This is a genomic window from Microbacterium sp., assembly GCF_043427715.1.
GTDB lineage: Bacteria > Actinomycetota > Actinomycetes > Actinomycetales > Microbacteriaceae > Microbacterium.
In genome coordinates this window covers 1-23534 of the sequence record NZ_JBHWTD010000058.1, presented here as the reverse complement: position 1 = coordinate 23534, position 23534 = coordinate 1, and the positions used below count along the sequence as shown (strand labels likewise).

Here is a 23534-nt window from a genome sequence, read left to right as displayed (position 1 = left end):
CAACTCGTCGACGTCGATGCCGCGCGCGGCGACATCGGTGGCGACGAGCACGTTGATCTTGCCGGCCTTGAACGCCGCCATCGAGCGCTCGCGCTGCTCCTGGCCCATGTCGCCGTGCACGCCGCCCACGTTGAAGCCGCGGTCGGTGAGCTCGTCGACGAGGCGCTGGGCCGCGCGCTTGGTCCGCGTGAAGATCACGGTCTTGCCGCGCCCATCGGCCTGCAGGATGCGGGCGATGACCTCGTCCTTGTCGAGCGAGTGCGCGCGGTAGACGACGTGCTTGATGTTCGCCTGCGTCAGGCCCTCGTCGGGGTCGGTGGCGCGGATGTGGATCGGGTTCGACATGAAGCGGCGCGCGAGCGCGACGATCGGCCCGGGCATCGTGGCCGAGTAGAGCATCGTGTGACGGACGGGGGAGACCTTCTGGAAGATCTTCTCGATGTCGGGGAGGAAGCCCAGGTCCAGCATCTTGTCGGCCTCATCGAGGACGACCTCGGTCGCGTTCGACAGGTCGAGCAGGCGCTGGTTGTTGAGGTCGATGAGCCGGCCCGGGGTGCCGACGACGATCTGGGCGCCGGCCTTGAGCTGGTCGATCTGACCCTCGTATGCCTTGCCGCCGTAGATCGCGACGACGTTGGTCGCACGGCCGGACGTGAGCATGTCCATGTCCTCGTAGACCTGCACGGCGAGCTCGCGGGTCGGGACGACGATGAGCGCCTTGACGCCGGGCTCGGGGTCCAGCCCGAGGCGCTGGACCACGGGGATGCCGAAGCCGAAGGTCTTGCCGGTGCCGGTCTTCGCCTGACCGATGATGTCCTGGCCGGGAAGGCCGAGGGGGATCGTCTGCTCCTGGATCGGGAACGCGTCGACGATGCCCTTGGCCGCGAGCACCTCCACGATGTCCTGATCGACGCCGAGATCTGCGAAAGTCGTCATTTTCCATGCCTGTCTGGCGGTGAGAAGCCGCCGGGGTGAGGGTCCACGCCCTTCACTCAGCCACAGGCGCGGGGTCCCGATCCGTCGCCGGGACCCGCCCAGCCTACCCGAGCGAGGCCGTCCGACCCGTAGGCTGGCCTGGTGGTGAGGTGGTTCTGGCAGCGGCAGAGGCCGGCCGGTCGTATGCTCCGGCTCCGTTCGCGCGACGAGGCGAGCGATGTCCGTCGTGTCGATTTCGAGCAGCTCGCCCCCGACGTCGCCACCTACCTGGGGCAGGCGGCGTACCTGCAGCTCGGCTATGCCGAGACGCTGAGCTCGCTCATCGAGCGGAGCCCGGAGCTCTCGCACAAGGAGTCGCTCTCACGCGCTGTGGCCGCCGCCCTCATCAAGCACCAGGGTCTGGTCGCCCTGATCCGCGACCGCGGTCAGGATCCCATGGAGCTGATGCTGCCGTTCCGTGAGCCGCTCGACGTGTTCCGCCGGGCCACGCACGGTGCGCGGGCACTGGAGACGATGCTCTCCGTCCACATCACGGCGGGCATGCTGGACGACTTCTACCTGTCGCTGTCGGGCAGCTACGGCGACACCGGTCGTCGGGTCGCGGCTATCCTCCGAGCGGATGCCGATCGCTCGGCCCTCGTGGAGATCATCACCGACGCGATCGCGGCGGACGATGAGTGGCGATCGATCCTCAGCATGTGGGGCCGACGACTCGTCGGCGACACACTGCTGGTCGCTCGCGGTGCGCTGAGGCCGGAGGGCCTCGACAGCGAGGACGAGAAGCAGGTCGAGCCCGTCTTCACCCAGCTGCTGGGTGCGCACTCGCGGCGGATGTCCGCGATCGGGCTCGACGCCTGATCAGATGCCGAGGCTCGCGCGAGTGTGAGCGTCGGCGCGCGTCCGCGTGCGCGTCAGCAGCACGAGCGCTGCCGGAACGATCACCGCGGGGAGCACGATCGACGCGATCCACACCCAGGCCGAGTCAGGTCCCTGCCCGACCCAGGTGAGCACCATCCACGCCGCGGCCGCGACGGCGCTGCCGAGCAAGGGCGCGATCGCCGCGCCGCGCAGTTCGCGCCCGGGGACCCCGAAGTGCGCGCCGGCACCGAGGACGGCCCCGAAGACCAGCGCGAGGACGATCAGCATCTCAGGCGACGAAGCCGACGCGCCGGGACTGGTCGGTGCCGACCTCGACGAAGGAGATGCCCGCGGTGGGGACGAGGTAGGTCGCGCCCTTCGCATCGGTCAGGGTGACGTACGCCGCACCGGAGTCGAGCGCCGACGCGATGGTCGTCTTGACGGCGTCGGCCGTCTCGTTCGATTCGAAGCTGAGCTCGCGCGAGTTCGCGATGCCGATGCGGATCTCCACGGTGATGCCTGCCTTCCCTGCCCCGCCGGTGCGGGTGCTCTCCGAGCCTACGACAACGGCTCCGGGCGGGCGTTGCGGCGGTGACGCTCTGGGCGAACGCGCCCACGGGACGCGCGCCGTCGGGCGAGGCGGTGTCGGTGGCGGCGGATAGCGTGGAGCGCATGGGTCAACCGTCACCTCCGCTCGCGCTGGACGCCTCACAGCGAGCGGTCGTCGACCTTCCCGTGGATTCCTCGGGGGTGGTGGTCGGTGCGCCGGGCAGTGGGAAGACCACGACCATCGTCGAGCGGGTCGTGCGCCTCCTGGGCGGCGGACTGTCGCCGGCGCAGGTGCTCGTGCTCACTCCCAGCCGTCTCGCCGCGACGGTGCTGCGCGATCGGCTCGCCCTCGCCGTCGGCGTCGCGACGGATGGCCCTCTGGCCCGGTCGGTGGCGGCCTTCGCCTTCCAGATCGTGCGCGCCGAAGCAGTGCGCCGCGGTGACGAGCCGCCGCAGCTGCTCACCGGCCCTGACGAGGACCGGCTGATCGGAGACCTCCTCGAGGGGGATGCCGAGGACGAGGCTTACGGAGCGTCACGCTGGCCGGAATGGGTGACCCCGGAGATCCGCGCGACCTCCGGGATGCGCGCGGAGATCCGCGCGTTCCTCGCCGAGATGACGACCCTCGGGATCGAACCCGATGCCCTCGCTGCGATGGCCGCGCGCCATGACCTCGACGTCTGGGCGTCGCTGGCCTCGTTCGCGAAGGAGTACCACGATGTCCGCGCACGGATGCGCGGGTCGCATCGCGACGCGGCGGGCCTCGTCCGTGAGGCGGCGGCCCTCGTCGCACAGACTCAGCATGACGCGCTGGGGGAGCTTCGGGCGATCATCGTCGACGACGCGCAGGAGCTCACCGCACTCGGGATCGACCTGCTCGAGGCGTGCCGGGCACGGGGGATCGCGGTGCTCGCCTTCGGCGACCCCGATGTCGGCTCGGGCTCGTTCCGAGGAGCGCGACCGGAGAACCTCGCCCGGCTCGCCGTTCAGACCTATGTGCTCACGGGCACGCACCGGGGCACCGCCTTCCAGCGCGATCTTGTCGCCGAGGTCACCTCACGCATCGGCGCGGCCGGCGTGGTCGTCCATCGCCGCGTCCCCGCGGGCGTCGACGCCGACGGCAGCGTGCGAGCGTTCACGCTCCGATCGAGCGGTGAGGAGTTCGACACGATCGCCCGCCTCCTCCGAGAGCGACACGTCCACGACCGCGTCCCGTGGTCGAGGTGCGCGGTCATCGCGCACGACACGCGCCAGGTGGCGGCACTGGAGACCGAGCTCGCCGCGCGCGATGTGCCGACCTCGGCGATCGGCCCGGCGCGCGCGCTCGCTGCGACTGCGATCGTGCGTGACCTGTTGAGCATGGTCGACGTCGCCTCTCGAGCGGATGCCACGGATGACCCCGACGAGGTGGTCGACGTCCTCCGCGGGGGAGGCCTCGACCCCGTTGAGCTCCGTCGCCTGCGCGCCGCGCTCCGCCACACCGAGCTCAGCGCCGGCGGCGAGCGGTCCGCGCGGGAGCTGATGGTATCGGCCATGCGGCATCCGCTCGAATTCGCTCTGCTCGACACCCCCGAAGCGCGACGTGCCGCGCGGATCGCGGAGACCGTCGCGCAGCTGCGTGAGCAGCTCGCCGAAGGGGCGACGGCGCATGAGCTGCTCTGGACCGTGTGGGAACGGCAGGGGCGCGAACGCGAGCTCCGCACCCTCGCCGATGGGCACGGCCCGCTGGCGGAGCAGGCCCGGCGAGACCTCGACGCCGTCGTCGCCCTGTTCCAGGCCGCGAAACGGCACGGTGAACGTGAGGACGGCACCCTGCCGATCGACTACCTCCGCGCCGTCCTCCATTCCGAGGTGGCTGAGGACCGGCTCGCGACCTCCGCGCAGACGGCCGGGGTGCAGGTCTCCACTCCAGCGGGTGCGCTGGGTCTCGAGTTCGACACCGTCGTCGTCGCCGGGGTGCAGGACGGCGTGTGGCCGAATCTGCGGGTGCGGGGGAGCATGCTCGACACCTGGCGTCTCGCGGGCGGCGGCGCGCCCGACGGCGCGCTCGACCGCCGACGCACGGTGCTGCACGACGAGCTGCGGCTGTTCGCGCGCGCCGTCTCCCGGGCGAGGGCGAAGCTCATCGTGACGGCCGTGGACGACGACGACACCGGTCCGAGCGCCCTGTTCGAGTTCCTGCCGCCGGCCGAGCCCGCACCCCCGTCCGCCGCGCATCCGCTCACCCTCCGTGGGCTGGTTGCGCAGCACCGGCGCGTGCTCACCGACCGGCACGCGAACCCGGCGGCGCGGGAGCACGCCGCCGAGCAGCTCGTCCTCCTGGCCGACGCCGGTGTCGCCGGCGCCGCTCCCGAGGACTGGTACGGCGTCACCCCGCTGAGCAGCGACGCGCCGATCCGCGACCCGGAAGCGGGTCCGATCCGGGTCTCACCGTCGCGCATCCACGCGCTCGAACAGTGCCAGCTCGACTGGGTCATCGGCGACCTCGGCGGCGATCCGGGAACGAGTGTGCAAGGCCTCGGCACCCTTCTGCACGCCGCGTTGGAGAAGGTCGGCGTCGGTGACGAGGCCGCACTGTGGACCTTCGTCGAGGACCGCTGGGGTGGGCTCGAGTTCGAGGCGCCGTGGATCGATGAGGCCGAGCAGCGCCGCGCCCGCGACCTCGTCATGCGCTTGGCCGCCTATCTCCGCGATGCCGAGAGAGAGGGCGTTGAACTCATCGGCGCGGAGCCGCACTTCGAGGTCGAGATCCCGGTGGCGGACTTGCCGCATCCCGCGATCCTCAGCGGCTACATCGACCGCGTCGAACGTCGGCGCGACGGCAGCGTCGTCATCGTCGACCTGAAGACCGGACGCGCCGAGGCGACGGGCGACAGAGCCGTGGCCGACAATCCGCAGCTCGCCGCCTACCAGATCGCCTTCGAGCGGGGCGCGATCGCCGAGGCCGCAGGGGCGCCGCCGGGAGGGGCGAAGCTCGTCGTGCTCAAGAAGACCCGCAACGCGCCGTACGCGCAGCCGCATCAGCCGCCCTTCGATGACGAGACCCGTGCCGCGTTCCTGCAGCGCGTCGAGACCGCCGTCACTGTCATGCGCGGGACGAGCTTCGAGGCGCCCTTCGAGGAGCACTGCCGCGACGACCACACCCGCGGCCTGTGCCGCATCCACACGATCGGGCCGGTGAGCGCCTCATGACGACGATCGTCAGCCCCGAAGCCCTTGCCGCCGCGCTCGGGCAGTTCCCGCCCACCGCAGAGCAGTCCGCCGTGATCTCCGCGCCGCTCGCCCCGACGCTCGTGGTCGCCGGCGCCGGCAGCGGCAAGACGGAGACCATGGCGGGCCGGGTCGTCTGGCTGGTCGCCAACGATCTCGTGCGGCGAGAGGAGGTGCTCGGCCTGACCTTCACCCGCAAAGCCGCCGGCGAACTGGCCGAGCGGATCGGCAAGCGGCTCCAGCGACTCGCCGACCTCCAGCGGCGCAGACTGATCCCCCTCCTCCCCGAGCTCCACGCAACCGGCCGACTCGACGAGCTCGTCCGGCTCGAGCAGTCCGGTGCGCCCGAAGCCGCCCGCCGCGCGGTCCTCGACGCGCTCGCGCCGCCGGTGCCGGATGCCACCGGCATCGACACGCTGCTCGATCGCCCCACCGTCTCGACGTACAACAGCTTCGCCGATGCCATCGTCCGCGAGAACGCCGTCCGGATCGGCCGCGACTCCGACGCCGTCGTGCTCAGCGAATCCGCGGCCTGGCTGCTGATGCGACAGGTCGTCTTCGCCTCGACGGACAGCCGGCTCCCGGACCGCGCGGAACGGCCGTCGACCATCATCGACGCGGCGCTGCGGATCGCCCGCGACGGCGTCGACAACCTCGTCGACCTCGACGCGCTGGCGGCGTTCGCGGACGACTTCCAAGACGTCCTCGAACGTCCATCCGAGAGTGCACGCACGACCGTCTACGCGGACGTGCGCACCGCCGCGGAGAAGGTCAGCGGGCTGTCCGTCCTGGTCGACCTGGCGCGCGCCTACGATGCCGAGAAGCGGCGCCGCGGCGTCATCGACTTCTCCGACCAGGTCGCCGGCGCCCTTCAGGTGATCACCGCGCACCCGAGCGTGGCCGCAGACGTGCGTGACCGCTACCGCGTCGTCCTGCTCGACGAGTACCAGGACACCTCCGTCGTCCAGACCGACCTGCTCGCGGCGCTCTTCGCCGGCACCGCGGTGATGGCCGTCGGAGATCCGCACCAATCCATCTACGGCTGGCGAGGCGCGAGCGCCGGCAACCTCGGCGACTTCGGGGTCGCATTCGGCGTCGGCCGCGGGGCCGCCGGATACTCGCTGCTCACGAGCTGGCGCAACAGCGTCGACGTGCTGCGCGCGGCCACGGCCGTGCTCGCCCCACTCGCCGCCGGCGCCCCCGTCGAGGTCGGCGCGCTGCGGCCCCGGCCTGGCGCGCCGACGGGTCGCGTCGAGATCTGCGTGGACGCCGACGTCGACACCGAAGCCGATCGGGTCGCGGAGTGGTTCGAGGCCGTCCGGGAGGAGCGTCGCGGCGCCGGCCGGGCGACCACCGGCGCCATCCTCCTTCGCAGCAAGAAGCACATGGTCCGATTCGCCGATGCCCTCGGCCGACGCGGCATCCCGCACCGCATCCTGGGTCTGGGCGGCCTGCTGTCCACGCCCGAGGTGGTCGATGTGGTGTCCGCCCTCCGGGTGATCAGCGATCCGCGGGCGGGATCGGCACTCATCCGGCTGCTCGCTGGGCCGCGCTGGGCGATCGGTCTCGCCGACCTGCGAGAGCTGTCCCAGCTCGCCTCCCGGCTCGCCCGCCACGACGCGGCTCTGCAGCCGCTCCCGCTGGACGTCACCGCGGCGCTTCGGGAGTCATCCGACGACGAGCGGGGGTCGCTCGTCCTCGCGCTCGACTTCCTCTCGCGCCAGAAGCCCGACCACGGGTGGCTGGCAGGCTTCACACCGGCCGCGCGTGAACGGCTGAGGGAAGCCGGGGCGGTCTTCGCGGGACTGCGTCGTGCGGCGTCCCTCCCCGTTCCCGAGCTCGTGCGTCTCATCGAGGCTGAGCTGCGCCTGGACATCGAGCTCGCCGCGAACGAGAGCCGGGGACCCGCGCGCGTCGCCGGTGACCAGCTCCGCGCCTTCGTCGACGAGCTGCAAGGTTTCCTGCAGACCGACGAGCGAGGCTCGCTGACGAGCCTGCTCGCCTGGCTCGACCGCGCCGAGCGACTCGATGAGTTCGCGCCGCGGACTGAACCGCCCGAGGACGACGTGGTCCAGCTCCTCACGATCCACGGATCGAAGGGGCTGGAATGGGATGCCGTCGCCGTGGTGCGCGGCGTGGAGGAGGAGCTTCCCTCACGGCTGCAGGACGGCAAGGGGTGGCTCGGCTTCGGCGTCCTGCCGTACAGCTTCCGGGGGGACCGGGCGTGGCTGCCCGAGTTCGCGTGGCAGGGGCATCGGTCGCAGACCCAGCAGGAGCTGAAAGCGGCGCTGGAGGCGTACGCCGACGGCATCCGGGAGCGTCATCTGGCTGAGGAACGGCGCCTGGCCTACGTCGCGGTTACGCGCGCCCGTGAGCACCTGCTGCTGAGCGCCTCGGCATGGGCGGGGACGAAGAAGCCGCGGAAGGTGAGCCGGTTCCTCCGCGAGATCGCGGGTGAACTGTCGGTCGACCTGCCCGAGGAAGAGGTCGACGGCGAGTCCGTCTTCGGGGAGAACCCGTTCGAGGGCGAACGGGCGACGCTGCAGTGGCCGATCGATGCACTCGGCGCCCGGCGCGAACGCGTGCAGGCGGCAGCGGCGCAGGTGCGCGCTGCTCGGGAGAGGCCACGGGCCGCGCCGACCCGCGATCTCGAGCTGCTCCTCGCCGAGCGCGCCGCCCGCGCGGCGGGGGAGGACATCATCGCCCCGACCCGCATCCCGGCCTCTCGCTACAAGGAGTTCGTCGCCGACTACGCGGGGGCAGCGACGGCTGCGGCCCGGCCCCTGCCGGAGCGGCCCTACCGGCAGACGCGGCTCGGGACCCTCTTCCACTCCTGGGTCGAGCGGCGTTCCGGTCTCGTCGGCCGGGCGCGATCGGCCGACGATGTGCTGTGGGAGGACGAGGATGCCGCGGGCGACGCGTCCGCAGCCGACGCCGCGGCGCTCGAACGGCTGAAGGAGGCGTTCCTCGCGACGGAGTGGGCGCCGCTGCAGCCGATCGAGGTCGAGACGGAGATCGACTTCGCCGACCCGGACGCGTTCGGCGACGGTCGTGCGCACGTGATCATCTGCAAGCTCGACGCCGTCTACCGCCGGGGCGAGCGCATCGAGATCGTGGACTGGAAGACCGGCAGGCCGCCGCGAACGGCCGTGGAGCGGGAAGAGCGGATGCTGCAGCTCGAGCTGTACCGACGGGCCTACCACGCCAAGCACGGGGTGCCGATGTCGCAGATCGACGTGGCCCTCTGCTACGTGGGCGACGGGATCGTGATCCGCGGCTGAGGCGACGGTGTCAGGCGGTACCGGTCCACCGACGCAGCGCGTTGCGCGCGGCGTCGTCGGGGTCGCGATCCTCGTCCTCGGCCGAAGCCGGCGCCGGCGCCTCGTCCATCCCGGGCCAGCCGGAGAACTCGATCGGTTCGGTCTCCTGATCGATGGAGGCGGAGCGAGCCTGGGCCGGCTCGTCCTCGTCGTCGAACGGGTCCATCGAGCCCGGATCGTACGCGTCGGTCTGCATCGAGGTGTCCACGCTGTCGGTCGGCGTGGCGGGCACCCGCCCGAGCGCCGCGATGGCGTCGTCGAGCGTCACGGTTCCGGCGGCCAGAGGCGGCTCATCCCGGACGCTCTCGTCCAGCGATTCGAGCAGCGCCACCGCGTCGTCGAGGATCGTGCTCGAGCCGCTCTCGTGGCCGTGGATGAGCCACTTCGCGAACTCCAGCTCGGCGTGCAGCCGCGCACGCTCCGCGAGCAGCGCATCGGGGGAGCGCTCGGTGCCGGCCGCGTACGCGCGGAACACGTCGGCGACGGCGTCGGGTGCCGACGAGGTCCAGCGGAGATCCTCCGACGGGTCGCCCACCCGCAGGCCGCTCCAGTCGAGCAGGCCGCTGACGGTCGGCACCCCGTCGATGTCGGTGAACGTGAATGTCGAGGGGTCCACGCCACCGAGGGTGACGGTCGGCTCGAAGCGCCACAGGGCCTCGGCCGCGAGCGCGCGGCTCCACCGGCGCAGGAGACCGAACGGCAGGCGCCCGGTGGCCTCGGCGCGGTCGAGCAGCGCTTCGGTCTCTGCGTGGACCTGCGCCGCGGTGGCGACCGGCAGGCCGGCGCCCTGGACGACGGATGCCGGAAGGTCGTGGACGGCGGCGATGGCGCCGGCCAGCGACGTGGCGACCCCGCGCCCTGCGGGCACGTGCGCGGCATCCACCCGGTAACCGGGGAGGTAGGTCATCACGCGCGCCACGCCGTCGCCGAGGCGGGCGTGCCCGCGCACCTCGGGGGCCCGGAAGCCGAGCAGGGCGCGCACTCCGGCCGTCAGCGCGGTGAGAGCCTGCACCTCTCGGGAGAGGCCCGCCTCCGCCTCGGCGGTCTGCGGCACGCGGATCACCAGTCGGCCCCCGTCGGCGAGGTGCAGCAGGGCGCTGTCGAACGTGCCTGCGCCGCCCTCGGTGAGCGGCGCGACGCCGACGATCTCCGCACCGGGACCGGAAGCCGTCGACAGAGCGGCCGTGGCCGCCGCGGCTAGAGTGAGGGGAGAGCGTGCCATGCCCCCCAGAGTAGGTCGGCCGCGCCCCTGCGCCCCTGCGCCACGCCCGCGAAAGAGGTCCTCGAGGATGCCGATGGACGTCCCCCCGCCCCTGGCCCGCGCGGTCATCGACCGTGCCGCCGACGAACGGGACGACGCGCTGCTCGAACGCGCCCGCGCCGAGGCGTCGACACGGGTGCTCGTCATCCACGGCGACCGGGCGCCGGTCGCGGACGCTCATCTGCGCCTGGTCGGAGTGTCCGACGCACCCGGCGAGTCGCTGTGGGCCTTCCTCGGCCGCGACGCGGACGGGTGCGCTGTCGTCGCCGCCGTCCTCCCGGCATCCGCTCCGGCGCCGGAGCTCCCGGGCGTGGAATGGGCGGGGCTGCGGGCGATCGGCGGGGATCTCCCGGCCGACGAAGCGGGGCGCTTCGTTCAGGCGCTGAGCCTCGGACGCTGGCTTCTCGACAGCCCGTTCTGCCCGGCGTGCGGCTCGCCCACAGACATCCGCCAGGCGGGCTGGGTTCGGGTGTGCCCGCAGTGCGGGAAGCAGCACTTCCCGCGCACCGATCCCGCCGTCATCGTCGCCGTCGCCTCCTCCGATGGAGAGCGGCTCCTGCTCGGCCGCAATGCGGCCTGGGGCGATGTGCCCGGCTACTCGACGTTTGCGGGCTTCGTCGAAGCGGGGGAGTCCCTCGAGACGACGGTCCTCCGCGAAGTCGCCGAGGAGGCCGGCGTCCACGTGCATCGGCTGTCGTACGGCGGGTCGCAGGCGTGGCCGTACCCGCGCTCGCTCATGCTCGGTTTCCACGCGCACGCGGTCGACGACTCGGCGGCGCGGCCCGACGGCGAGGAGATCGTCGACGTGCGCTGGTTCACCCGAGATGAGCTGCGCACCGCCCTCGCCGGCGGCGGCGACGTGCGCCTGCCCGGCACCGCATCGATCGCGCGCAGCCTGATCACGCGGTGGGTGGAGTCATGACCCGCGGACCCCTCGACGATCTCGATGAGCATCAGCGGGAGGCCGCCGCGGCCCTCCGCGGTCCGGTGTGCATCCTCGCCGGCGCCGGCACAGGGAAGACCCGGACGATCACGCACCGCATCGCCCACGGCGTCGACACCGGCGCGTACTCGCCGCAGCGCGTGATGGCGCTCACCTTCACGACGAAGGCGGCCGGCGAACTGCGGGGAAGGCTCCGCGGGCTCGGCGTCGAGGGCGTCTCCGCCCGCACCTTCCACTCCGCCGCGCTCGCCCAGCTGAACTTCTTCTGGCCGCAGGTCGCCGGTGACGGCGCCCCCACGATCGTCGACAGCAAGGTCCGCATGCTCGGGCAGGCGGCCGGCGACATCGGACTCCGCCTCGATGCGGCCACCCTCCGCGACGTCGCCTCCCAGATCGAATGGCGCAAGGTCACGATGCGCTCGGTCCGGCAGTACGCAGCCGAGCGGCCCACGGGGCTCCCCGGTCTCGCGCTGTCCCCGCTCATCGACCTCATGGAGGCGTACGAGCGGATCAAGGACCAGCGCCGTCAGCTCGACTTCGAGGACGTCCTCCTGGCCTGCGCCGGGATGGTCGAGTCGGAGCCCCGCGTGGCCACCGCCGTGCGCGAGCAGTACCGTCACTTCACCGTCGACGAGTTCCAGGACGTCTCGCCCGTCCAGCACCGGCTCCTCGAGCTCTGGGTCGGCGACCGCCGCGACATCTGCGTCGTCGGCGACGCCTCGCAGACGATCTACTCCTTCGCGGGCGCCGACCCGCGGTATCTGCTCGAGTTCCCGAGCCGGCACGACGACGCGCAGGTCGTGCGGCTCGAACGCAACTATCGCTCGGATGCCGCCGTGCTCGCCGTCGCGAACGAGCTCATGCGCGGGCGCCCCGGCGCCCTCCACCTCGCGACCGAAGGCGAGCCGGGGCCGCTGCCCGAGGTGGTCGCCTACGACGACGACAACGCCGAGGCGGAGGGCATCGCCGACCGGGTCGCGGTGCAGCTCGCGCGGGGGGTCGCGGCATCCGACATCGCCGTCCTCTACCGGATGAACGCACAGTCGGCGCCCCTTTTGGCGGCGCTGTCGGCGCGGGGGATCGCCGCCACGGTGCTCGGCGGCAAACGGTTCTGGGATCTGCCCGAAGTCCGGCAGGCGCTGATGGCGCTGCGGGCGGCGGCGGTCGCACCGCTGTCGGGGTCGTTCGCGGCCACCGTGCGCGACGTGCTCCGCTCCCTCGGGCTCACCGACGAAGCCCCGCCCGCCGGCGGAGCGCTTCGCGACGCGTGGGAGGCGCGCGCCGCGGTCCTCCGGCTCGCGGAGGAAGCTCCGGAGGGCATCACGCTGCGGGCGTTCACCGATGAGCTGACCGCGCGCGCGAAGGCGCAGCACGAGCCGACTCTGCGCACCGTGACCCTGGCGACGCTCCACGCCGCGAAGGGCCTGGAGTGGGAGCACGTGCACCTCATGGGCCTCAGCGAGGGTCTCCTGCCGATCTCCTATGCCACGACGTTCGAACAGATCGATGAAGAGCGCCGGCTCGCGTACGTCGGCATCACGCGGGCCGCGCGAACGCTCTCACTGTCGTGGTCGCGGGCATCGGGCGTTCGGGAACGCCAGCCATCCCGCTTCCTTCAGGAGATCGGCAGAGACAGCGTTCGTGCGGGCGGTGGGCGCGCCACGCGCGCCGCGCGTCCCCGGCGCTGAGTCCCACCGAGCGCCCGGCGTCGCCGGTGCGGAGCAACCGCGCCGCGAGGACGGCGGCCTCCAGCATCAGGAGCGGATCGGTGCGGGGCGCCGGGCGGGCGAGCAGCTGAGAGGCCACGAGCGGCCATTCCGGATCGAGATCACGCCGTGCGGCGTGCAGGCAGGCCATGCACGCCGTCTGGCCGGCGATGACGAGCGGCCCGACGCTCACGCGATCGCCGGAAAGCTCCACCGGCAGATGAGGGACGTCGTCCGCGAGCAGCCGCGCGGTCCGGTGCGGCGCGACCAGCCGGTGCGCGACGACGATCACCGGGGTGCGATCGGCGGCCGTGTCCAGGGCCCAGCGCGCGGTCTCGCGCGGACGGATGCCGCCGGCGCCGAGCCCTGCGATCAGGGTCGCCTCCTCGTCGCCGGCGAGGTCGGCAGGAAGCTCCACGCGCACGTCCAGATCACGTTCGGGTGCTGTGCCCAGCGCTCCGCGGATGCGGTCGAGGAAGGCAGCCGCTTCCTCTTCCGAGGCGCCGAGTTCGCGCGCCAGCGGCAGGAAGCGGGCGTCGGGGATGCCGGTGACCAGCTCATCGAGCAGCCGCTCCTGCCAGGGACTCAGCCCTTCGAGCGGCCTCTCGTCGTCGGGCCCGAGCTGGATCGAGGACGCGGTGCGCCACAGCGGCGGGCGAGAGGGGGCGAGGCGAAGCATGGGCCGATTCTGGCCCCGCGCTCCACGCTGATCCCGGCGTTGTCCACAGTCGGAGCATCGACGGGCAGCCGTGTACGGCTGTGGAGGAGGCGGTCAGACGGGCCGCGGCCCGGTGGGATCCTCCGGCTCGTCGCCGGGAGGGGCATCCGCCGGCGGATCGGCGGCGTCGTCGCGCGACTCCTCGTCCAACAGCGCTTCGAGCGCGTCATCGAACGCGTCGCGGACGGGCTCCTCACCGCGGGCGTGGGCTTGCAGACGGGCCACGAGCGCGGCGGGATCGTCGATGTCCTCGGCGCTCGGCATGAGGTCGGGGTAGTCCCACAGCGCGTCCCGCGCGGCGGGACCGACCGCGTCGGTGACGGCACGCCACATCGCCGCCGCTTCGCGGAGGCGGCGCGGACGCAGCTCCAGCCCCACGAGCGAGGCCATGGCGCGTTCCGCGGGTCCGCCGGCGGCGCGGCGGCGGCGGACGGTCTCGGCGATGCGATCGGCGGCGGGAAGGCGCGTGAGGGCGTCGGCGGTCACGACGTCGACCCAGCCTTCGATGGTCGCCAACAGATTCTCCAGGCGGGTCAGCGCGATGACCTGCGCCTCGGATCGCTGGGGGAGGAGCGCGCCGCTCTCGATCGCTTCGCGCAGCTCCTCGGGCGAGGAGGGATCGAAGCGCGATGCGAGGTCCTCCAGGGCGCCGACGTCGACGTGCACGCCCCGGGCGAACTCGGTGATCTGCGAGATGACATGCAGGCGCAGCCACCGGGCATGGCGGAACAGGCGCGCGTGCGCGAGCTCCCGCGTGGCGAGGGCGAGGGCGAGCTGATCCTGCTCGATCTCGAGATCGCGCCCGAAGTCGGCGAAGTTCTGCGGGAGGATCGTCGCCTCGCCGTCCGGCATGAGCGGGATGCCGACATCGCCCCCGGAGACCACTTCGCGGGAGAGGCGCCCGATGACGGTGCCGAGCTGCCCCGCGAAGAGCGCTCCGCCGACCCGCCGCATGAGGCGCCCGGCGCCGTCGATGACGCTGCGCATCTCCTCGGGGGTCTGCGATTCGAGGGCCGCCAGGAGGGCGTCGGAGATGGAGGTGGCGACGGGCTCGGCGAGCTCCTGCCACACCGGCAGCGTCGCCTCGACCCATTGGCCGCGCGTGACCGCACGGGGCGGGGCGACGAGGTCACCGATCGCCGTCGCCTCGCTCAGCCACAGCGAGGCGAGCGTGAAGGCCTGATCGAAGTCGGCGCGGGTGCCGTCGGTGATGCCGAGGCCGTCCTGGTTCGCGATGTGGAGCGCGCCGGTCTTGGCCGCAGACCAGTCGATGCCGTCGTCGTCACCGGCCATCGCGCCCTGCATCATGCGCATGACGTTCTGCAGCATGGCGGGGTCGACGCCGCTCACGCCCATCTGGCGAAGCTGCTCAGGGTCGATCCCGCCCTGGCCGCTGAGCAGGCGCCGGAGCATCTCGGCCAGATCGTCGTCGCCGGGGCGGTCGTCGTCTGTCATGTCAGGCGCCTTTCAGCAGGGGGAGACATCTCGTCCTACGCTAGTCGCGGGTTTCCATCGCACGGTCCGAGCGGGAGCCGTCCCGTGTACGCCGGTCGCGAACGAGCGACGGAAGAAGGTCCACCGTGTCCCTGTTCCCCCCTGAAGACACCGCTCCGGTGGAGCCCGCCCGGCGATTGCGTCGACCGGTGCGGATCCCGATCGGGGTCTGGGCGCTGGCGGTGGCACTCGTCGCCCTGCTGGTGCTGAGCTTCCTCCCGACCGCGTACGTCATCCAACGGCAGGGGCCCGTCGTCGACACGCTGGGCACGGTGTCGACCGCGGAGGGCGAGGACGTCCCGCTGATCTCCGTGGAGGGGGCGAAGACGTATCCCGTCTCCGAGGGATCGCTCAACCTCACGACCGTCCAGGTCGTCGGCAACCGCGAGTGGACGCCGTCCTGGTTCGAGCTCGCGCTCGCCTGGTTCGACCGGTCGAAGGCCGTTCTGCCGATCGAGCAGATCTACCCCGAGGGCGTGACCACCCGGGAGCGCAACGAGGAGAGCGCGGCGCTCATGGTCGACTCGCAGAAGGAGGCGACCGCTGCCGCGCTGACCGAGCTCGGGTACGACGTGCGCCCGACGGTGAGCGTCTACGGCTTCAGCGAAGACTCGCCCGCGACGGGGCTGCTCGAGGAGGGCGATGTGTTCGTGACGGCGGACGGCACCCCGATCGAGTCGACCGACACCCTGCGCGAGGTCATCAACGCGGGGGAGGGTGAGGCAGTGGAGCTCGCCGTCCTTCGCGGCGGCGAGGAGGTCACCGTGGAGGTGACTCCCCGGCAGAGCGACGGCGAGGAGGGGCCGGTCTGGCTGATCGGCGTCACCACGAGCCACGACTACGAGTTCCCGATCGAGGTCACGATCCAGCTCGACCGGATCGGCGGTCCGAGCGCGGGACAGATGTTCGCGCTCGGCATGATCGATGTGCTCACCGAGGGTGAGCTCACCGGTGGCGCGCAGATCGCCGGCACCGGGAGCATCGACTCCGAAGGCACGATCGGGCGGATCGGCGGCATCCGACAGAAGCTGTACGGAGCAGAGGATGCCGGCGCGGAGTACTTCTTCGCCCCGAAGAGCAACTGCGACGAGGTCGTCGGGCACGTCCCGGGCGATCTCCGGGTGGTCGCCGTGGAGACTCTCGACGACTCCCTCGCGGCCTTGGAAGCCATCCGCGAGGGCGAGGGCGTCGACGCCCTCCCGACCTGCGCCGCCGGCTGAGGGGGAGCACCCGTCGCGGCAGGGGTCGCACCCGGCTACGATTTCGCCGAGAGAGGTCTCCCGCCCGGAGTCCGGGGTCCGGCACCCGCCTAGGATGAGAGGGTGACCTCGACACCGAATGCGGGCCCGGCCACGCCTTCCGCTCCCAATCCCGTCCGTCGCACGATCGCCATCACCGTCGGTGTGCTGGCCGTGCTCGTCATGGCGTTCTTCGCGTTCGCGAGCCTGTACGCCGACTGGCAGTGGTACCGCCAGCTCGGTTTCGACGGGGTCCTGATGACGCAGTGGATCGCGCGGGTCGTGATGTTCGCGGTCGGCTTCGTCGCCATGGCGGCGCCCGTGTTCGCGGCGATCCAGCTGGCCTACCGGCTTCGCCCCGTCTATGCGCGGCTGAGCTCGCAGCTCGACCACTATCAGGAGGTGGTCGAGCCGCTTCGTCGACTCGCGATGTGGGGCATCCCGGTGTTCTTCGGGTTCTTCGCCGGCTTCGCGGCATCCGCTCAGTGGGAGACCGTCTGGCTCTGGTTCAACGGTGTCGAGACCGGAATGACCGACCCCGAGTTCGGCATGGACACCGGCTTCTACCTGTTCCAGATGCCGTTCTACAGCGCGGTGCTGGGCTTCGCCTCCGCCGTCCTGCTGATCAGCCTCCTCGTCACGGCCGTTGTCGCCTACCTCTACGGGTCGGTGCGCGTCGGTCAGCGTGAGCTGCGCATCTCGAAGGCCGCGCGCATCCAGCTCGCGATCCTCGCCGGCCTCTACCTCGCCGTCCAGGCCGCGAGTCTGTGGCTCGACCGTTACAAGACGCTCACCACGCAGGGCGAGCGCTTCACCGGCGCCAGCTACGTCGATGTCAACGCGGTCATCCCCGGGCTCGGGATCGTCGCGATCGCCGCCGCGATCGTCGCGGTGCTCTTCTTCGTCACCGCCGTCATCGGCCGCTGGCGCTTCCCGCTCATCGGCACCGGGCTGCTGATCGTGTCCTCGCTCGTGGTGGGCGTCGCCTACCCATGGGCCGTCACGCAGTTCCAGGTCGCTCCGAACCTCGAGACCTATGAGGCGCCGTACGTCGAGCGGAACCTCGAGGCGACGAAGTTCGCCTATGGCATCGAGGGCCTCGAGAAGACCGACTACGAAGCGGTCACCACCGCCGAGCAGGGTCAGCTGCGCGCAGATGCCGAGACCACGGCGTCGCTGCGCATCATGGACCCCGCGGTCATCGGCCCGACCGTCCGCCAGCTCGAGCAGTACCGCTCCTACTACCGCTTCACCGACCCGCTCGACGTCGATCGCTACGAGATCGACGGTGAGATGCAGGATGCCGTGGTCTCGGTGCGCGAGCTGAACCTCGACCAGCTGGGTACGGCGCAGGGCTGGTACAACAACACGCTCGTCTACACCCACGGCTATGGCATGGTCGCCGCCAAGGGCAACGAGCGCACCGAGGACGGCAACCCCGTGTTCCTCGAGCGCGGCATGCCGACCTCGGGTGAGCTGACCATCGGCGAGGAGTACGAGCCGCGGATCTACTTCGGCGAGTCCTCGCCGCTGTACTCGATCGTGGGCGCCCCTGAGGAGAGCGACCCGATCGAGCTCGACTATCCGCGCGGCGAGGACGGCGCGGCGCAGACCCGCACGACCTTCACGGGTGACGGCGGACCCAGCGTCGGAGACCCCTTCAACCGCCTCATCTACGCGCTGAAGTTCCAGTCCACCGACATGCTCTTCTCTGACGGCATCAACGAGGAGTCACAGATCCTCTACGACCGCGACCCGAGCGTGCGTGTCAAGAAGGTGGCTCCGTACCTGGAGCTCGACAGCGATCCGTATCCGAGCGTCGTCGACGGCCGCGTGGTGTGGATCATCGACGGGTACACCCTGAGCAACAACTACCCGTACTCGTCGATCGTGAGCCTCCGCGAGGCGATCTCCGACACGAACACGTCGCCCCGGGTCGCGCTCGATGACGTCAACTACATGCGCAACTCGGTCAAGGCGACCGTAGACGCCTATGACGGCTCGGTCACGCTCTACGCGTGGGACGAAGAGGACCCGATGCTGCAGGCGTGGCAGAAGGTCTACCCGACGAGCCTCAAGTCGATCGACGAGATGTCGGGCGACCTGATGAGCCACGTGCGCTACCCGACCGACCTGTTCAAGGTGCAGCGCGCGATGCTCGGCACCTATCACGTCGACGACGCGCAGTCCTTCATCCGCCGCGACAACGCGTGGCGCACCCCGCAGGACCCGGTAGCCGGGACCAACCTGCAGCCGCCGTACTACCTGACGATGCAGATGCCCGGGCAGGACGAACCGTCGTATTCGATGTTCACCTCCTTCATCCCGGCCTCGGTCGGCGATGGCGAGCGGAACGTGCTGATGGGGTACCTCGCCGTCGACAGCAACGCGGGCAACGAGGACGGCGTCAAGGCCGACGGCTACGGCACGCTCCGCATGCTCGAGATCAGCGCCGAGGTCTCGGTGCCCGGTCCCGGCCAGGTGCAGAACACGTTCAACTCGAACGAGACCATCTCGCAGCAGCTCAACCTGCTCAACCGCGGGCAGTCGGAGGTCCTCCCGGGCAACCTTCTGACTCTGCCCGTCGGTGGCGGTCTGCTCTACGTGCAGCCGGTGTTCGTTCAGGCCTCCAGTGGCACGCAGCTGCCGACACTCCGGAAGATCCTGGTCGCGTTCGGTGAGGAGGTCGCCTTCGAGGACACCCTCCAGGAGGCGCTCGACTCGCTGTTCGGCGGCGACAGCGGTGCGACCACGGGTGACCAGGACACGGCCCCGACTCCGGACGCCACGCCGAGCCCGGGTGCGACCGAGGACCCGGCCGACCCCGAGGCGCCGGTCGACCCGGATGCCCCGACCGTGCCGGTCGACGAGCTGGACCGCCTGCTGCAGGAGGCTCAGACGGCGATGATGGAGCGCAACGACGCCATGGCCGCCGGAGACTGGGCCGCGTACGGCGAGGCGGACGAGAAGCTCACCAACATCATCGAGCGACTGCTCGAGCTCGAGGGCGAGTGATCTCGGTGGTGGGCGCTCACGCGGTGAGCGTCCACCACCAGATCAGCAGCACGGTGACGATGAACCCGGCGAACTGGTTGAGCCAGAGGAACCTGTCCCACCCGCGCGTGGCCGCCTCCGACGCGGCATCCGTCACCGAACGATAGGGCCAGACCGTCGCGAGGTAGGGAAGCGCCACGATCGCCGCGAGAGGACCTGGCCAGGTCGTGAAGAGCATGGCAACCCCGGATGCCGCATAGGCGACGACCGCGAAGCGCACCGTCCATGCCGCGCCGCGCGCCGTCGCGATGGAGGAGATGCTCGCCTCGCGGTCGGCGACGACATCCTGCACCGCGCCGAAGGCGTGGGACGCGATGCCCCACAGCGCGAAGGCCGCGATGATGACGACGAGCTGCCACGTCCAGGTGGCACCGGCGAGCACCAGGCCGTACACGGCCGGTGAGAAGAAGTGGATGCTGCTGGTCACGGAGTCGGCGAACGGCCGCTCCTTCGTGCGCAGCGGTGGCGCGCTGTAGGCCACGACTGCGAGCATGCTGAGGCCGAGGACCAGCCACGACAGCGGGTCCCCGACGGCGACGAGGAAGACGAGGAACGGCAGGCAGAGCAGACCTGCGGACCAGAGGGTCGGGCGGTGGAGCTCCTTCGCGAGGATCGCCCCGTGCGCGCCGCCCTTGCGCGGGTTGCGGAGGTCCGACTCGTAGTCGAAGACATCGTTGATGCCGTACATCGCGACGTTGTAGGGGACAAGGAAGAAGACCGTCCCGACGATGAGGATCAGGTCGATCTCCCGCGTGACCAGGAGGTAGGCCGCGGCGAACGGGTAGGCCGTGTTGATCCAGCTGACCGGCCGCGACGACAGGACGAGCTGCTTCGTGAACTCGCCGGCGTTCATGCGGGGTCCTCTCGGGGCGTGAGCAGGGTGAGCACTGCGGGGACGAGGAAAGCGGCGCAGACCGGATAGGCGAAGTCCTCGATGGGGGCGAGGCCGATGCGGATGCCGCTGATGAGGTGCTCGGGATAAGTGAACAGATCGGCCGCGATCATCAGGTTGTCGAACACCGCGGTGAGGGCGACCAGACCCAGGGCGGCGACGCCCGACGCGCGCATGCGCGCCGAGAACCGCGGGCGCCGGACGGTTGCGAGGGTGACCGCGACGGTGAGCACGGCGAAGGGGATGACGATCAGCGGATAGGTCACGTCGCCCCCGGCTCCCGCCGCCGGCTGACCCACCGCGTGCCGGCGGCATGGAGGACGAGCGCGAGATAGCTGAGGAAGGCGAGGAACACCGGCTCCTCCACCGGGAGATGCGGCGCGAGGTCCCACCCGAGCAGCAGCGGGCTGTCGCCGCGCACGAACACGCCGGTCGCGATCCCGACGGCGTCCCAGGCCAGGAAGAAGGCGGTGCCGATCGCCACGGCGATCACGGCGCGGCGGGGCTGGTGCGCCATGACGAGCCGGAAGCGCACGTCGAGTGTCGCGATTCCGGCGAAGGAGAGGACGAGGAAGAGGAGATACAGCCCTGGCACGTCAGCGCTCCGCGCGGGCGGGCTCGCTGAGCTTTCCGGTCGCCGTGTCGCCATCGATGAGCTTCACGATGAGCTCCGCCGAGATGAGGCACATCGGCAGCCCGACGCCCGGGAGCACGGAGTGCCCGCCGTAGAAGAGGTTGGTGAGCTTCGACCGGTTGCCGGGGCGGAACATCGCCGACTGGCGGAGCGTGTGCGCAAGACCCAGCGCGCCGCCGCGGAAGGCGCCGAAATCGGCGGCGAAATCGCCGGGCGAGATGGTGCGCCGCACCCGGATCCGATCGGCGAGGTCCGGGATGCCGGTCCACGAGGCGATCTGAGCGATCACGGCGTCGGCGGCGGTCTCGATCCCGGCGTCGCCGTCGCCGTCGACTCCGCCGCGTCCGAGCTCGGGAGCCGCGGGCATCGGCACGAGGACGAACAGGTTCTCGTGCCCGGGCGGGGCGACCGTGGCGTCCGTCGCGCTGGGCCGGCACACGTAGATCGACGCCGGGTCCGGGACGCGGGGCGCCGTCCGCGCCTCATCGCCGAAGATGGCGTCGAAGCCGGCGGCCCAGTCCTTCGTGAACAGCAGGGTGTGATGGGCGAGCTGGGGGAGCTCGCCCTCGACACCGAGGAGGAGCAGCAGCGCGCCAGGGGAGGCGACTCGGGCGTCCCACCACTTCTGGTCGCGGGTGCGCGCCTCCGGCGGCAGCAGCGCCGTCTCGGTGTGGTGCATGTCGGCGGTCGAGACGACGACGTCGGCCTCGATCACCTCGCCCCCTTCGAGACGGATGCCGGTGGTGCGGTCGCCGTCGACGAGGATCTCCGCGACGGGCGTGCCGGTGCGAATGGTCACGCCGCGCTCTCGGGCGAGGCGTTCGATCGCGGCGATCAGCTGCGTGAAGCCGCCCTGCGGGTAGAGGACCCCGTCCTCCAGGTCGAGATGGCTCATCAGGTGGTAGAGGCTCGGAGCGTCGTACGGCGAGCTGCCCAGGAAGACGGCCGGGTAGCCCAGGATCTGGCGGAGCAGCGTGTCGCGGAAGCGGGCGTCGACGTGCCGGGACAGCGAGGTGAGCAGCAGCTTCGCGAGTTGCGGCAGACGACGCACGACGTCGCGGTGGGTGAGACCCCGCCACGTCACATACGGGTCGTAGAGGAACCGCGAGACGGCGAGGTCGTAGATCTCCTTCGCGGAGTCGAGGTACTTCGCGAGTGTGCGCCCGGCGCCCTTCTCGCGGGCCTCGAAGGTCGCGACCGCCACCTCGCGGCCGGAGACGATGTCGAGCGGCTCCGGGTCGCCCTCGCCGTACACCCGGTAGGCGGGGTCGAGGCGGACGAGGTCGAGCTGCTCGGCGGCGGACGTGCCGAGGAGCGCGAAGAAGTGCTCGAACACCTCGGGCATGAGGTACCAGCTGGGGCCGGTGTCGAACCGGAAGCCGTCCTGTTCCCAGGAGCCGGCGCGCCCGCCGACCTCCGGCAGTGCCTCGAATACGGCGACCTCGTCGCCGCGGTCAGCGAGGAGGGCGGCGGTGGCGAGTCCGGTGATCCCTCCGCCGATGACGGCGACCCGGCGGCTCATGACGCCCTCCGCACGGGAGGGCGCCCCGCGACGGCGCGAGCGGCGATGATGGCCTTCACGGGGTCGGGGACGCGCACGCGTTCGTCGCCGACGGCTGTCCGAAGGCGGGTCGCGAGCGCGGCGAAGAGGTCGTGCGCTGCCGTGACGGCGGCGCGACAGTCGGCGGGCAACAGCGAGATCGTCTCTGCCGCGGCATCCAGGTCTGCGTCGATGCGATCGAGGACCGTGGCGCGGGTCGATCCGTCCGTCACGCCGAGGTAGTCGCGGCCCAGGAGCCCCGCGTCGTCGGCCAGGTCACGCAGGAAGTTGATGTCCTGGAAGGCGGCGCCCAGCCTGCGGGCGCCGGTGACGAGGGCCGCGGGCGCCGGGATGGGAGCGTCGGGGCGGCCGGCGTTGGCGAAGACCTGCAGGCACATGAGCCCCACCACTTCCGCCGAGCCGTACACGTAGTCGTCGTGGGATGCCGCGTCGTGTGACGCCGTCTCGAGGTCTGTCCGCATCGATGCGAAGAACGGGCGGACGTGCTCGGGGGTGATGCCGCACTCGCGCGCCGTGAGAGCGAAGGCGTGGACGACGAGGTTCGCACTGAAACCGCTCGACATCGCGTCGAGGGTCTCCTCCTCGAGGGCGTCGAGGGTGCGGCGCTGCGCATCGAGACTGAGCCCCGCCGCGGCGGCCTCCCCGTCGACGATCTCATCGGCCACCCGCACGAGCGCGTACACGTTGCGGACGTGGCCGCGTACGCGAACGCCGAGGAGCCGCGTCGCGAGGCCGAAAGAGGTGGAGTAAGCGCTGATGACCGCGGCCGCCGCCGCCGAGGCGGTGCGGTCGTAGAGGGTCCCGGTCATCGGGGGATCCTCTCCTCGACGGCAGCCGCGAGGGCGGCGAGGAGCACGACGGCGTCGCGGGGGAGCGCGGCGTCCGCAGCGCGGGTGCGGGCGGAGCGCTGGGTGTCCTCGATGAGTTCGACGGTGCGCTCCCGCGCGCCGCTGGCGGCGAGCTCTCGCTGCGCCTCGCGGACCGCGATCGGTCCCGTGGGGGCCAGCGCGAGGGCGGACGCGACGCGCGGCCAGAGTGCGGTCTCGGCGGCGAGCGAGATGAGCGGTGTCCGCTTCGCGGCGCGGAGATCCGCACCCGGCTCCCGGCCGGCCTGCGCGCGCGAGCCGAACGTCCCGATGAGGTCGTCCGCGAGCTACATT

Annotated in this window: 17 protein-coding genes; 7 read left to right on the top strand and 10 right to left on the bottom strand. The window is 71.5% G+C overall.

From position 1 onward, the window contains the following. Positions 1-936: DEAD/DEAH box helicase (locus ACHFGS_RS06005; RefSeq protein ID WP_394289277.1), on the bottom strand; the 936-nt coding region annotated here is incomplete at its 3' end. A 141-nt stretch (positions 937-1077) separates the two neighbouring features. Here ACHFGS_RS06005 and ACHFGS_RS06000 point away from each other — a divergent pair. After that, a complete protein-coding gene (locus tag ACHFGS_RS06000) occupies positions 1078-1794 on the top strand; it encodes a ferritin-like fold-containing protein (RefSeq protein ID WP_394279292.1) in 717 nt (238 codons plus the stop codon). On the opposite strand, the gene ACHFGS_RS05995 is transcribed toward ACHFGS_RS06000, so the two are convergent. Next, entirely contained in the window at positions 1795-2082 is a 288-nt protein-coding gene (locus ACHFGS_RS05995; RefSeq protein ID WP_394279291.1) for a hypothetical protein, read from the bottom strand. It abuts the gene before it with no gap. 1 nt (position 2083) lies between these two features. Continuing rightward, positions 2084-2305 (bottom strand): DUF3107 domain-containing protein, encoded by a 222-nt coding sequence (locus ACHFGS_RS05990; RefSeq protein WP_394279290.1) that lies wholly within the window; start codon positions 2303-2305, stop codon positions 2084-2086. A gap of 161 nt (positions 2306-2466) precedes the next feature. Between ACHFGS_RS05990 and ACHFGS_RS05985 the strand changes: the two genes are divergently transcribed. Continuing rightward, on the top strand, positions 2467-5535 hold the full coding sequence (locus ACHFGS_RS05985; protein ID WP_394279289.1) for an ATP-dependent helicase: 3069 nt from the start codon (positions 2467-2469) through the stop codon (positions 5533-5535). Beyond that, positions 5532-8834, top strand: coding sequence for an ATP-dependent DNA helicase (locus ACHFGS_RS05980; protein ID WP_394279288.1), 3303 nt, complete (start codon positions 5532-5534; stop codon positions 8832-8834). Before ACHFGS_RS05985 ends, ACHFGS_RS05980 begins: the two co-directional genes overlap by 4 nt. Positions 8835-8844: 10 nt before the next feature. On the opposite strand, the gene ACHFGS_RS05975 is transcribed toward ACHFGS_RS05980, so the two are convergent. Further along, positions 8845-10095, bottom strand: a complete 1251-nt coding sequence (locus ACHFGS_RS05975) for a phosphotransferase (RefSeq protein ID WP_394279287.1) — start codon at positions 10093-10095, stop codon at positions 8845-8847. Positions 10096-10168: 73 nt separating this feature from the next. On the opposite strand from ACHFGS_RS05975, the gene nudC reads away from it, so the two are divergent. Continuing rightward, entirely contained in the window at positions 10169-11056 is an 888-nt protein-coding gene (gene nudC, locus ACHFGS_RS05970) for an NAD(+) diphosphatase (protein WP_394279286.1), read from the top strand. Beyond that, a complete protein-coding gene (locus ACHFGS_RS05965) occupies positions 11053-12765 on the top strand; it encodes an ATP-dependent helicase (protein WP_394289276.1) in 1713 nt (570 codons plus the stop codon). The genes nudC and ACHFGS_RS05965 overlap by 4 nt, the downstream gene beginning before the upstream one ends. 790 nt (positions 12766-13555) lie before the next feature. Here ACHFGS_RS05965 and ACHFGS_RS05960 read toward each other — a convergent pair. Further along, complete coding sequence (locus ACHFGS_RS05960) at positions 13556-14956, bottom strand: zinc-dependent metalloprotease (protein ID WP_394280106.1); 1401 nt, start codon at positions 14954-14956, stop codon at positions 13556-13558. A gap of 125 nt (positions 14957-15081) precedes the next feature. Between ACHFGS_RS05960 and ACHFGS_RS05955 the strand changes: the two genes are divergently transcribed. Beyond that, entirely contained in the window at positions 15082-16215 is a 1134-nt protein-coding gene (locus ACHFGS_RS05955) for a PDZ domain-containing protein (protein ID WP_394278208.1), read from the top strand. 102 nt (positions 16216-16317) lie between these two features. Then, entirely contained in the window at positions 16318-19248 is a 2931-nt protein-coding gene (locus ACHFGS_RS05950; protein ID WP_394278207.1) for a UPF0182 family protein, read from the top strand. A 16-nt stretch (positions 19249-19264) separates the two neighbouring features. Here ACHFGS_RS05950 and ACHFGS_RS05945 read toward each other — a convergent pair whose 3' ends face one another. The 5 genes from ACHFGS_RS05945 to ACHFGS_RS05925 are packed head-to-tail and all read right to left on the bottom strand — an operon-like array spanning position 19265 to position 23183. Continuing rightward, entirely contained in the window at positions 19265-20140 is an 876-nt protein-coding gene (locus ACHFGS_RS05945) for a prenyltransferase (RefSeq protein ID WP_394278206.1), read from the bottom strand. Further along, positions 20137-20445, bottom strand: coding sequence for a lycopene cyclase domain-containing protein (locus ACHFGS_RS05940; RefSeq protein WP_394278205.1), 309 nt, complete (start codon positions 20443-20445; stop codon positions 20137-20139). The genes ACHFGS_RS05945 and ACHFGS_RS05940 overlap by 4 nt, the downstream gene beginning before the upstream one ends. Continuing rightward, positions 20442-20774: a lycopene cyclase domain-containing protein gene (locus ACHFGS_RS05935; protein WP_394278204.1), complete on the bottom strand. Its 333-nt coding sequence runs from the start codon at positions 20772-20774 to the stop codon at positions 20442-20444. The genes ACHFGS_RS05940 and ACHFGS_RS05935 overlap by 4 nt, the downstream gene beginning before the upstream one ends. 1 nt (position 20775) lies before the next feature. Then, positions 20776-22335 (bottom strand): phytoene desaturase family protein, encoded by a 1560-nt coding sequence (gene crtI, locus ACHFGS_RS05930; protein WP_394278203.1) that lies wholly within the window; start codon positions 22333-22335, stop codon positions 20776-20778. After that, entirely contained in the window at positions 22332-23183 is an 852-nt protein-coding gene (locus ACHFGS_RS05925; RefSeq protein ID WP_394278202.1) for a phytoene/squalene synthase family protein, read from the bottom strand. Before ACHFGS_RS05925 ends, crtI begins: the two co-directional genes overlap by 4 nt. Positions 23184-23534 lie beyond the last annotated feature (351 nt).

Excerpts from the sequence above, each read along its gene's own strand:
- ACHFGS_RS05960 (WP_394280106.1), bottom strand. The coding sequence starts at position 14,956 with ATGACAGACGACGACCGCCCCGGCGACGACGATCTGGCCGAGATGCTC.
- ACHFGS_RS05975 (WP_394279287.1), bottom strand. The coding sequence starts at position 10,095 with ATGGCACGCTCTCCCCTCACTCTAGCCGCGGCGGCCACGGCCGCTCTG.
- nudC (WP_394279286.1), top strand. The coding sequence starts at position 10,169 with ATGGACGTCCCCCCGCCCCTGGCCCGCGCGGTCATCGACCGTGCCGCC.
- crtI (WP_394278203.1), bottom strand. The coding sequence starts at position 22,335 with ATGAGCCGCCGGGTCGCCGTCATCGGCGGAGGGATCACCGGACTCGCC.
- ACHFGS_RS05980 (WP_394279288.1), top strand. The coding sequence starts at position 5,532 with ATGACGACGATCGTCAGCCCCGAAGCCCTTGCCGCCGCGCTCGGGCAG.
- ACHFGS_RS05995 (WP_394279291.1), bottom strand. The coding sequence starts at position 2,082 with ATGCTGATCGTCCTCGCGCTGGTCTTCGGGGCCGTCCTCGGTGCCGGC.
- ACHFGS_RS05925 (WP_394278202.1), bottom strand. The coding sequence starts at position 23,183 with ATGACCGGGACCCTCTACGACCGCACCGCCTCGGCGGCGGCGGCCGCG.
- ACHFGS_RS05985 (WP_394279289.1), top strand. The coding sequence starts at position 2,467 with ATGGGTCAACCGTCACCTCCGCTCGCGCTGGACGCCTCACAGCGAGCG.
- ACHFGS_RS05965 (WP_394289276.1), top strand. The coding sequence starts at position 11,053 with ATGACCCGCGGACCCCTCGACGATCTCGATGAGCATCAGCGGGAGGCC.
- ACHFGS_RS05945 (WP_394278206.1), bottom strand. The coding sequence starts at position 20,140 with ATGAACGCCGGCGAGTTCACGAAGCAGCTCGTCCTGTCGTCGCGGCCG.